9 protein-coding genes are annotated in these 11,399 nt (G+C 34.6%); all 9 read left to right on the top strand.

Annotation, left to right across the window (positions count from 1 at the left end; all coding sequences use genetic code 11):
* Nucleotides 1–290 precede the first annotated feature (290 nt).
* Nucleotides 291–1,850, top strand: a complete 1,560-nt coding sequence (locus JF75_RS08010) for an SLAP domain-containing protein (RefSeq protein WP_046332559.1) — start codon at nucleotides 291–293, stop codon at nucleotides 1,848–1,850.
* A 148-nt stretch (nucleotides 1,851–1,998) separates the two neighbouring features.
* The gene (locus tag JF75_RS08005; protein WP_046332558.1) at nucleotides 1,999–3,375 is read left to right on the top strand and encodes a glycoside hydrolase family 1 protein; all 1,377 of its coding nucleotides are present in this window, start codon (nucleotides 1,999–2,001) and stop codon (nucleotides 3,373–3,375) included.
* 16 nt (nucleotides 3,376–3,391) lie between these two features.
* The gene (locus tag JF75_RS08000) at nucleotides 3,392–4,273 is read left to right on the top strand and encodes an ROK family protein (protein WP_046332557.1); all 882 of its coding nucleotides are present in this window, start codon (nucleotides 3,392–3,394) and stop codon (nucleotides 4,271–4,273) included.
* Entirely contained in the window at nucleotides 4,260–5,243 is a 984-nt protein-coding gene (locus tag JF75_RS07995; RefSeq protein ID WP_046332556.1) for a LacI family DNA-binding transcriptional regulator, read from the top strand. Before JF75_RS08000 ends, JF75_RS07995 begins: the two co-directional genes overlap by 14 nt.
* On the top strand, nucleotides 5,236–6,564 hold the full coding sequence (locus JF75_RS07990; protein ID WP_046332555.1) for an alpha-L-fucosidase: 1,329 nt from the start codon (nucleotides 5,236–5,238) through the stop codon (nucleotides 6,562–6,564). Before JF75_RS07995 ends, JF75_RS07990 begins: the two co-directional genes overlap by 8 nt.
* Nucleotides 6,565–6,704: 140 nt before the next feature.
* A complete protein-coding gene (locus JF75_RS07985; RefSeq protein ID WP_052726898.1) occupies nucleotides 6,705–8,036 on the top strand; it encodes a PTS sugar transporter subunit IIC in 1,332 nt (443 codons plus the stop codon).
* A 179-nt stretch (nucleotides 8,037–8,215) separates the two neighbouring features.
* Nucleotides 8,216–8,614 carry a nuclear transport factor 2 family protein gene (locus JF75_RS07980; protein WP_046332554.1) on the top strand — a complete coding sequence of 133 codons (399 nt, stop codon included), beginning with the start codon at nucleotides 8,216–8,218 and terminating at the stop codon, nucleotides 8,612–8,614.
* Nucleotides 8,615–8,884: 270 nt separating this feature from the next.
* Nucleotides 8,885–10,249, top strand: a complete 1,365-nt coding sequence (locus tag JF75_RS07975; RefSeq protein ID WP_046332553.1) for a PTS sugar transporter subunit IIC — start codon at nucleotides 8,885–8,887, stop codon at nucleotides 10,247–10,249.
* A 14-nt stretch (nucleotides 10,250–10,263) separates the two neighbouring features.
* Complete coding sequence (locus JF75_RS07970; RefSeq protein ID WP_046332552.1) at nucleotides 10,264–11,361, top strand: DUF871 domain-containing protein; 1,098 nt, start codon at nucleotides 10,264–10,266, stop codon at nucleotides 11,359–11,361.
* Nucleotides 11,362–11,399 lie beyond the last annotated feature (38 nt).

The raw sequence follows: 11,399 nt of genomic DNA, 5'->3' as shown, positions 1-11,399 counted from the left end.
AAAATTACGCTCATTATAAATGTATTTTAGTATAGTATTTATACATATATAATAAGTTTTTGCGTTTAACAGCTTAAATTTATTTATGATAGCTAGTAAATAAAAACTGTGAGTTAATTAAAAATTACAACTTGTAAAATAAGTAATATAAATTTTGCAGTTATTTTACATTTATGCAAGAGTATTAAGAAAAAGTAAGCAATGTTTTACATTGTTTATGTCAATCATTTTTTAGTATACAATATTATGTATTAATACAATTTTTATAAATAACGAGGTAGAGAAGCAAAATGAAATTTAGTCATAAATTTATGATGATATCGGCTGCTGCGTTAATTGGTGTTAGCCCTGTAATAGGAGCAGGTCAGTTTACTGTTGTTCAAGCTGCTGACAAGGTTGCTACGAAGAAAAACAACAATTCAAAGCAAAATACGATTAAGTTGAGTCATAATGCTTATGTTTATGACAAAAATGGCAAGAGACTGAAGACCTATATGGGTAGTGCTAAGAATACTAAAATTGGTAAAGGCATCACCTTAACGTTTAATGGCAAAGTTACAATCAAAAATAAGGAATATTATAATTTGGGTGGCAATGCCTACGTTAAGGCAGCTAATGTTGGCTATGTCAATGGTAAGAAGGTTGTAAAACCTGCAGCTACAACGAAAGCCAAAATAAAGCATAATGCCTACATTTATGATGCAAAGGGTAAAACCGAGAAAAAGAAAATAAAAAAGGGCCAAACAGTTACAGTTGACCAACTCATTTATATCGGCAAAAAGCTGTTTTATAGAATCGGTGGTCAAAGCAACCAGTTTATTAAGGCAGCTAACGTTGGAAAAACAACAGGAGCTAAGTTAAAGCCAGTTAATAAAAAGCCAAGTAAAGATGATAATTCACCAAGCGACAACCAGAATGATCCTACAGTGATCACATTAAGTCATAATGCCTATATTTATGATGGCAATGGTCATTCGACTAAAACTTTGATTAGAAAAGACGAAAAGATTACAGTTGATCAACTTAAATATATCGGCAAAAAGCTGTTTTATCGGATTAAAGACGATAACTTCCCTGGTGAAGACCAATGGGTTAAGAAGAATAACGTTGGTATAGTTTCTGGTAAACAATTGCAGCCAACAAATTCTAAGCCAGAAGATGATAAAGATGTCACAACAATTACTTTAGCCCGTACTACCAATGTTTATAACAGCAAAGGTGTGGCACAACCAACCAAAACTTTTGCTAAAGGTCACAGAGCACGTGTGACAGAATTAAGGTACATTTGGGTAAAGGATGACAATAAGGCCGAATTGTTCTACAAATTACAAAGTGACAGAAACGGTTACATTAAGCAAGACGATATTAGTAAAGTTAGTGGTGTTAAACTAACGCCAGTCAATACTCCGGAGACAGCTAAAGGTGAGACTGTCACTGCTACTTCAACTGATAAAAAGGCCCTGCAAGACTTGTTAACTCAAGATGCAGCAGTTAAAGCGAGTGATTCATATAAGCTTTCTGCTAAAGCTCTGCGTAATGCCTATGATTCAGCTATTTCAAGTGGCAATCAAGTTAATACAGCTATTGCAACGGTGGCTCAAGTTAGTGATATAGTAAGCCAAATAAATAATGCGAAGGCTGCTCTAAATGGCAAAAAGGTTGTCGTTAGTGATTTGAAAAATTTGACGATCAATGAATCTAATCAAATAGTTGATTTGGTTGCCAGCGTCAACGGCGTTGATAAAAGTGTCGTTCGGTTTAGCAACAATAATACAGTATTGACTGTTACGAGTGCTAATGGTTTCCAACAAACTTTAAATATTGCTGACTATGCTACAACAAATAAGTAGTGTTTTGATATTCAAATAGGACGACATCTTTTGGAGGTGTCGTTTTTCTATATGGTTTTGCAGTGAATTAGTTAAGTACTTTACTAAATAAAACCATTTTTATATAATATTATTGAAACGTTTCAAAGAAATGAAATGAGGTTAAGAAATGGTAAAAAAGGTTTTCCCGAAAAATTTTCTGTGGGGCAACTCCACATCTAGTATGCAAACTGAAGGAGCTGTCAAAGAAGGAGGCAAGGGTAAGTCAGTTTATGATACTTATAGAGCAAAAGATGGCACTTCAATTTGGGATACAGCAATTGATGAATACCATCGCTATCCAGAAGATCTGGATTTGTTTGCCAATCTAGGGATTAACTGCTATCGTTTCCAAATCTCTTGGAGTAGGGTTAATCCTTTGGGTGATGGTGATTTTAATCCTGAAGGAATTAAATTTTATTCAGACTTAATTGACAACTTACTTGCAAGAAATATCGAACCAATGATTTGTCTTTACCACTTTGATATGCCATTGAATTTAGCCCAAAAGTATAACGGTTTTAGCAGCAGACACGTAGTTGATGCTTTTGTTCGTTATGGCAAAAAAATGATTGATATTTTTGGCAAAAAAGTAAAATACTGGATAACATTTAATGAACAAAATCTTTATTTTATGCCTGGAGCAACAAAAATAGCTGGCAAAATAAAGGGTAAGGAAACAATGGCTGATTTATATATTATTAGTCACCATTTGATGCTGGCTCACGCGCAAATTGCTAATTATTTACATGAAAAAACAAGTGCGAAAATTGGTGGTATGTTGGCGTATAGTGAAGTTTATCCCGCTTCATCAATGCCTAAAGATATTTTATATGCTCGGCAAATAGACGAATTTCTTAACAAAAACCTGCTGGATGCCTTTGTTTTAGGACATTATTCAAATGAAGTAGTCAATTTTGTCCAAAAAAATAATATTCAAACTGGTGTCCTACCTAGTGATCTTGCAGAAATCAGTAAAATGAAAAGTGATTTTATCGCATTCAGTTATTATCAAAGTTCGACAATTAGCAGCACTCTTGTACCCGAAAAAACTGCTCCTAATTATTACTTTAAATTTGGTGGGAAAGAGAATCCATTTTTACCAGTAAATGAGTGGGGTTGGTCGATTGATCCTGACGGCTTTAGGGATGTTTTGACCAAAACTTATAATCAGTATCATGTACCTCTGTTTCCGATCGAAAACGGTATTGGATTGCGAGAGACATATTATGGTAAAGAAATTCAGGATAATCAGAGAATTGAATACCACAAAGAACATTTACGTGCTTTAGAAAAAGCAATAAATAATGATGGTGTCAAGGTTCTAGGCTATTTAGTCTGGGGGTTAATTGATATACCCAGCTCTGCCGGAGATATGGCTAAACGTTATGGCATGGTTTATGTTAATCGCACTAATACCGACTTATTGGATCTTAAACGCATTCCTAAGAAGAGTTATTGGTGGTTTAAAAAGGTAATATCAAGTAATGGCGCAAGCCTGAATTAAAAAAGAAGGCACAAATATGAAATTAGCAGTTTTTGATATTGGTGGAACGAATATCAAGTGTGGTAGCTTTCATGACAATAAGATAACTAGCATAGAAAAATTTGCGACACCCAAGACTTTTGCAGGTTTGAAATTGCAAATGCACCGCTTCATTGATCAGCATAATTTTGACGGCATAGCTATTAGCGCACCTGGTGCTGTTGATAAGTCAAGTGGCACAATTAAAGGCATCAGTGCAGTTCCCTATATTCATGACAGACCAATATTTAAAGAATTACAAGAGGAATTTTCTTTACCTGTCGCAATTGAAAATGATGCTAATTGTGCTGGTATTTGTGAGGTCAATATCGGTGCCGGTAAAAAATTTACCAATGTAGCTTTCATTATAATTGGCACAGGTATCGGTGGTGCAATTTTTATTAATAAAAAATTATATAAAGGCAATCATTTATTTGGCGGAGAATTTGGTCTCATGCAAACCAGTGATGGTGGAACTCTGAGTACACGGGCAACAATTGTTAAAGCTGCATCTGAATATGAAAAACAAACCCACGTTGATAATATCGATGGTGAAAAATTATTTCTGTTAGCAGATCAAGGAGATAAATTAGCGCAAGACCTGATTGATAAAGTTTACAGTTTTTTGGCTGTTGGCTTATACAATATTGAAGTTGCTTTTGATTTCGATGCTTTAATAATTGGAGGTGGTATTTCAGCTCATAAAGGTTTTAGTTCTGAATTATCTAAACGTTTATATGCAGAATTGGTAAAAAATAAAGTGGGTGAAATAATGCCTGAAGTCAAAGAGTGCCAGTACCACAATAATGCGAATTTATATGGTGCCGCATATAACTTTATTTCAGATTATGCTATAGAGGTGGGAAATGGCAACAATTAAAGATATTGCAAATAGGTCAGGTGTATCCGTAGGCTCTATCTCTCGTTATTTAAATGGTGTTCATTTAAAAAAAGAAAATGAAGAGAAGATCAAGCAGGCTATCAAGGAATTACACTATATACCAAATCAAACCGCTAAATCTCTTAAGATGAATAAGTCCTTTTCAATTGGTATATTGGTAGATAACATGGATAACTTCTACAGCTCTCAATTAATAGCAGCTTTAGAGCAATTGTTCGATCATGCCGGGTATTTTTTACTTTTAACCAGTCATCGTAATAATGAAAAAACTTTTGAATTTAAACTAGCAAAATTAATTGAACGGTCTGTTGATGCTTTAATCGTTTTGAAAGCAGAAAGTAAGTGGCAATCATTTCAAAAAGTGGGGCAATTGCCATTACCGGTTGTTTCAGTTGAAGCTTCATTGCCAGATAAAAGAGTGCCGGAAATCATGAGTGCAGATATGATGGCTTCGCAAAAGGTTGTTACTAAAATATTGCAAAAAAGGAATAAACCTGCTTTTTTGGTTCCAACCGAAAGTGACTATGTGCTGCAACAACGGCTTGCAGGTATTAATGCTGCTTGCAAATCAATGGGGGTAACACTTACTCCTGATCAAGTAATTTATGTTGATTATGGTACAACTGAAGCTTATGAAGCCGTTGCAGGATTAAATGAAAAAGGTTTTGACTCAATTTTTGTCACTAATTATACTAACGCTATTCAAGTCGTTCAAGGAGTTCGTGACTGTGGTAAAAAGATAGGAACTGATATTGCTGTGGCTGGATTTGGCTATTCCCATTTATTACAAAATATGAGATTACCGGTTACTTTAATAAAGCAACCAGTTGAGAAGGTAGCAGAGAAAGTGGCAGAAACAGTATTAAAGCTGCTTGATCATCAAAAAGTGGAAAAGCAGGTTTTTATTCAAGACAAGATATTTTGGCAAAAGGAGTTGCAAGATGAATGAGAAGAACAAGAAGAGACAGGATATAGTTGAAAATAAGGAAACCCAACAGGAAAACTACCAAGATCTACCGCAAGCGATTCAAGATAAACTAGACTGGTTTCAAAATCAAAAATTGGGTATTATTTTTCATTGGGGTTTATATGCGCAAGCAGGTGTTGTTGAATCATGGCAATTATCAAAAGAAGATGATTGGGCCCGTAAACATGGTGCTTTTCGCAAGGATCTAAAAGAATTAAGACATGATTATTGGGCATTAAACCATGAATTTAATCCGGTGAATTTTAATCCAGAAAGTTGGGCTAAAGCAGCAAAATATGCTGGTTTTAGATATATGATTTTTACCACAAAGCACCATGATGGTTTCAACATGTACGATACCAAATATAGTGACTATAAGATTACCAGTAAAGATTCTGCTTTTCATAATAATCCATTGGCTGATATCTTAAAATATGTTAACGAGGCTTTTCGCAAGGAAGGAATTGCTACCGGTGCTTATTATTCAAAGGCTGACTGGCACTGTCCTTTTTATTGGGAACCGGGCTCTGATCCTCGAGGTAGATATGCAAGTTATGATCCAGCACAAAAGCCGGAGTTATGGCAAAAATTCCAGAAGTTTGTTGAAAATCAGTTAGTTGAAATTTGCCAAAATTATGGACCAATTGACATATTATGGCTTGATGCTGGCTGGGTTAATGGCGGTCACCATGAATTCTTGCCTATGAAACAAATTGTTAGAAAAATCTGGCAAATTAAAGCAGATACCTTGATTGTTGACCGCACAATTGGCGGAAAATACGAAAATTATGTTACACCAGAACAACAAATACCTACCATACCTCCACAAAAGGTTTGGGAGTCTAACTTAACTTTGGCTAAAAATTGGGGATATGTACCTAATGATCAATATAAAAGTTTTAGAGAAATACTAGATAATATTATCAAAATTATCTCACTGGGCGGCAACGTCATTTTAGGAATTGGTCCTAAACCAGATGGCACATTACCACAACAGGCCATCAAATTAATGAAAAAACTGGGAGATTGGCTGAAAGTTTTTGGTGAAGCCGTCTATGATACCCGTGGCTGTCCAGAATATGTCAATAAAAATATTTTTATGACGAAGAAAAATTCAGATTATTATTTATTTTACAATAGTGATGAAGCTGATCATAAAATTTCAGTGAATGATTTGCCAGTAAAATCGAATACAGTTTTAAGCATAGAAACGGGAAAATCAGTTTTTGTTAACAACGGTATTATTAATTTGCCGAAAACTGCTTTTCCATATGGTGTAATAGAAATTAAATGTGATAAATAGTTTTTAAAAGCACTCAAGCTTCTATGTAATCACTTACATTTTTTAGTTGAAACGTTTCCAATATAGAGTTATAATAATATTGTTGAAACGTTTCAAATATTATTAATTTAGATTAAAAGGTAAAAGATGAAGGGGACAAAATGAGTATTTCTGACAAAATTAGTAAAATGGTTTTACCATTAGCTACTAAGATTGGTAATCAACGGCATTTGGTAGCTATACGTGATGCCTTTGTCGACATTACACCTATTATAATGGTAAACTCATTGTTTATATTATTAAATTCCTTGGTTTTAAATCAGCCCGCTGTTTTAAAAGTGTTTCCGTATGCTGCAAACTTGACCCAAATGGGAACTATGGTAAATAACGGTACCATGGGTTTTATGACCATTTTTGTAACTTTTATTATAGGTTATAGGTTACTAAATTCTTATATTGCAGATGGTAGGATCAGTAATAATGACATTAGTCCTATTCATGCTGGAATATTAAGTGTAGCTACCGCTTTGATAATGTTTCCTTTAAATAATCAAGCTGTTGTTTCTGGTTCAATGAAAAATGTGACGGTAACTGGGGTCTACACCCAAGCGCTAACTTCTTCTGGGGGTATGTTTGTTGGCTTGATTGCTGCAATTTTGAGTACCGAATTATTACTATTCTTTTATAAATCTAAGAAATTAAGAATAAAAATGCCAGATGGAGTACCACCAGCAGTGGCTCAATCATTTAATTCTTTGATTCCTGAATCTCTTGTAGTAATTGTTTTTGCTGTTTTTAGTTTTGCCTATGTTCAAATATTTCATCAAGGAGTTACTGACTTGGTTCAAACAATTATTTCTAAGCCTCTGCAAGCTGCTATGGAATCTTGGATTGGTTGCTTTGTCATTCAGTTTGTTACTCAATTCTTATGGTTCTTTGGTTTACACGGACAAAATATTGTAGCTTCAGTTACCTCTCCTCCTATGTTAGCTGCAATCCAACAAAATATGGCTGCATTCGCGGCTCATAAAGCAGTACCTAATATTGTTACTAATCCTTGGCTCGGGATGTATACTTTGTTCGGTGGCACTGGAGCAATATTACCGTTCTTAATAGCAATTTTTATTGTATCTAAACGAAAAGATTACCGGGATGTTGCTAAATTAGGTTTGTTACCAAGCTTTTTTAATGTTTCAGAACCAATCATGTTTGGTCTTCCAGTAGTTATGAATCCATATTTTGTAATTCCATTCATTTTTGTACCATTAATTAATTTAGCAATAGCTTATCCTTTGACTATGATGGGCTTAGTTGCCAAAAGTGTTGTAATACCAGCTTGGACAATCCCGCCTATTTTAACTACCTGGGTTACTACTGCTGGAGATATTCCTGCAACAATTTTATCTTTACTGCTTTTCATTTTAGATATATTCCTTTACATGCCATTTGTTATTGCAAGTAATAAAGGAATTAAAGTAAAGCCCGAGAAGTAAAACTCAATTTAGTCTAAAATAACTAGCTTATTTATTAAGTTAGTTATTTTTTATTGCTTTGATATGTATATTAATTGATAATAAATTATAAGAAGTGGTCATTTTAGACTTAATATCATGATCTTTTGCTTATAAATTTTATGCAGACTTAATTTATTAAAAATTAGGAGATGAATATTATGTTATCAAATTCCAGTCAAACTATAGAAAAAGAACAAACTATCAGAGATTACTTTAACTCTTGGATTAAAAAAGATTTTTCTAATCTTGATAGTTGGTTTAGCCAAGATGTTTATTACCGAGAATGCTATGGTGCTACTTATGAAGGACTAGATGAGCTAAAAGCCTATATCAATTCAAAGTCTAAAGAGCAGACAGTTTTAAAATGGGATATTTATAACATTGAACAAACTAATACTGGTAAATTTGTTGTTACTTGGTATTTTGATGCTGTAGAAAAAGAAGAATATTGCTTCGATGGGGTGTCACTAATAGAGTTTACTGGGAATAAGATAAAGAAGGTTGTGGAATATTCAACTAAACATGAAATCTTTCGTCCATTTAAAGATAAACTCTAAATCAAAGTCATTCCCATTGAATGTGGCAGATAATAGATGAATACTTTTATTAAATAATAATTAAAAAAATGTATTTTATTAGTAAAAAAAATATGGTATATACCATTTTAATCACTTGACTAATATCGATTAGAGAATATTGAACTATATTGGTGTAGACCAAAGTCATAAAACGTACAGCCTCAACAATTCCCGACTGCAAAAAGGTAAACGGTTCCATCTGCTATGGTATAATGCAAGTGTAGTGAAATATTAGTAGGAGGAATTATTATGAATGCTATAATTAACTGGCTAAACAAGCATCTCGTTCCTGTTGCAGCTAAGATCGGTTCTGTTCGCTGGCTTGTTGCATTGCGCGATGCCTTTATCTCAATTATGCCGATTATGTTGGCTGGTTCAGTAGCTAGTGTCTTAAATGCTATCTTTAGGGATGTTCCCACTAACCTAGGATGGACGGGCGTTGTTAACTCAATGCAATGGCTTATCAATATCAATGCGTTGGTATGGACAGGTTCTACTGCAATTTTAGGCCTGCTGTTTGCCTTTACATTTGGCTATCACATGTGTGTTCAATATAAAGTTGAACCGATCGCAGGGGGCTTGCTGACATTAGGTACCTTTATCATGAGCTTGCCTCAGAGCTTTTCAGCTGACTTAAAAAATGTTCTTACCAAGGGTGATATAAAAACCCTAACTGCTGCTAATATGGCTGTTAATGGTAAGAATATTAGTGCTTGGGGCTGGTTCAATTTTAATAAGTACTTTGGTGCTTACGGCTTCTTTACCATAATGATTATGGGTGCTATTTCTGTTGCAGTTTACATTGTTTTAGTTAAGAGACATATTACTATTAAAATGCCTGACAGTGTTCCACCCGCAGTTTCCAATGCCTTTACAGGTATTATTCCTGCAACCGCTGGTTTGTTCGTTGTTGGTATTATTAACTATCTATTTAGTCTTAGAAATACAACGGTGATTGACTTAATTGCCAAAACAATTCAAGAGCCGTTAATGAAGATGGGCCAAGGTTATGGTTCATTATTACTGATAGTGTTCCTAGTTCAACTATTTTGGTTCTTTGGTATTCATGGCACCAATGTCTTGGCTCCGGTCACAGAAAGTATTTGGACTACCGCATTGATTGCCAATACTAATGCCCATAAGATGCAAAAGGCATTACCGTATATGTGGACTAGAAGTGACTTTGACCTTTATGTTTGGATCGGTGGTGCAGGTTCAACTCTGTTACTTATTTTAGCCGTTCTTGCTTTTTCAAAGCGTGAAGATGAACGTGCCGTTGCTAAGATTTCACTTGTACCTGGGATCTTCAACATTAATGAACCTATGATGTTTGGTATGCCAATCGTTTTAAACCCAATTTACATTATTCCATTTGTTCTTGCTCCATTAGTTATGGTATCAATTGCATATGGTGCCTTAAGTCTTGGCTTGGTAAACAGAGTTGCCGTACAGACAACCTGGGCAATGCCGCCATTTCTTAATGCTATCATTGCTACTATTGACTGGCGTTCAGTTATTTTACAAATTGTCAATATGGTCGTTGGTTTCTTGATTTATGTGCCATTTGTAATTGCTTCTAATAACGTGGACCCTCAAAAAGTTAATAAAGTTTAAGGAGCAATAATTTTATGAAACAGTTGGGTATTTCACTTTATCCTGAGCAAAGTACATTTGAGCGGGATAAAGAGTATATGGATTTGGCTCATAAGTATGGTTACAGGAGAATTTTCACCTCACTTTTGCAGTTAAAAAGTGCAAGTGGTGAAGATATACTTGCAAAATTAAAAAAAGATGTTGCTTATGCAAACGATTTGGGTTTTAAAACTGTAGTCGATATTAATCCCGTTTTGTTTAAAGACCTAAAAATTGATTATAATGATCTAGTTTTCTTTCATGATCTCGGAGTCTGGGGCTTGCGGTTAGATGAAGGTTTTAGCGGCATGGAAGAAGCTGCCATGACTCGTAATCAATATGGACTCAAGATTGAACTGAATATGAGTCGAGGTACTAATTATCTTGACAGCATTATGGCTTATGACCCTGAGAATGATAATCTAATTGGTTGTCATAACTTTTATCCACAAGAATATACGGGTTTAAGTGAAAAGATTTTTAATGAATATTCACAAAAGTATCGTGACTATAGTTTGCATACTGCTGCGTTTATTTCATCTAAAAATGCGAAATTTGGTCCGTGGCCTGTTCATGAAGGGCTTCCAACAATGGAGAGCGATCGTAAGCGCAATATTTTTAGTCAGGTTACTCACTTACGCTTGAGCAAAATGATTGATGATATTATTATTGGCAATGCTTTTGCTAGTGAAGATGAATTAGCTGCAGCAGCAAATGCTTTTAACAGTGCATATCCTACTTTGAAAATTAAGTTTGAAGATGATGTTTTACCAATTGAGCAAACTATCTGCTTAAAAGAGCCCCATTTATACCGTGGTGATGCATCAGAATTCTTATTACGTGATACTAAACCTCGTGTTGTTTATGCTAAAGAAAATATTCCAGCTCATAATAATGACAAAGCCTCTTTTGCAAGAGGGGATATAGTTGTTGTTAATGATCAATATCCGCGCTATAAAGGAGAACTTCAAATTGTGTTAACGCCGTTTGAAAATGACGGCAGACGTAATCTTGTGGGACACTTATACGCAGATGACTTAGACTTGCTAAAAGCCGTAAAACCTTGGAGTACATTTATAATGAAGCAAAGCTAATTCATTTAGTTTAAATATTCAAGCTGTGAGCAAATTAA

The organism is Lactobacillus kimbladii, assembly GCF_000970755.1.
Lineage (GTDB): Bacteria > Bacillota > Bacilli > Lactobacillales > Lactobacillaceae > Lactobacillus > Lactobacillus kimbladii.
This window is presented reverse-complemented; position numbering and strand designations above follow the sequence as displayed.

Bases quoted from the DNA above. Each gene is read 5' to 3' on its own strand.
- JF75_RS08010 (WP_046332559.1), top strand. From the start codon at position 291: ATGAAATTTAGTCATAAATTTATGATGATATCGGCTGCTGCGTTAATT.
- JF75_RS08005 (WP_046332558.1), top strand. From the start codon at position 1,999: ATGGTAAAAAAGGTTTTCCCGAAAAATTTTCTGTGGGGCAACTCCACA.
- JF75_RS08000 (WP_046332557.1), top strand. From the start codon at position 3,392: ATGAAATTAGCAGTTTTTGATATTGGTGGAACGAATATCAAGTGTGGT.
- JF75_RS07995 (WP_046332556.1), top strand. From the start codon at position 4,260: ATGGCAACAATTAAAGATATTGCAAATAGGTCAGGTGTATCCGTAGGC.
- JF75_RS07990 (WP_046332555.1), top strand. From the start codon at position 5,236: ATGAATGAGAAGAACAAGAAGAGACAGGATATAGTTGAAAATAAGGAA.
- JF75_RS07985 (WP_052726898.1), top strand. From the start codon at position 6,705: ATGAGTATTTCTGACAAAATTAGTAAAATGGTTTTACCATTAGCTACT.
- JF75_RS07980 (WP_046332554.1), top strand. From the start codon at position 8,216: ATGTTATCAAATTCCAGTCAAACTATAGAAAAAGAACAAACTATCAGA.
- JF75_RS07975 (WP_046332553.1), top strand. From the start codon at position 8,885: ATGAATGCTATAATTAACTGGCTAAACAAGCATCTCGTTCCTGTTGCA.
- JF75_RS07970 (WP_046332552.1), top strand. From the start codon at position 10,264: ATGAAACAGTTGGGTATTTCACTTTATCCTGAGCAAAGTACATTTGAG.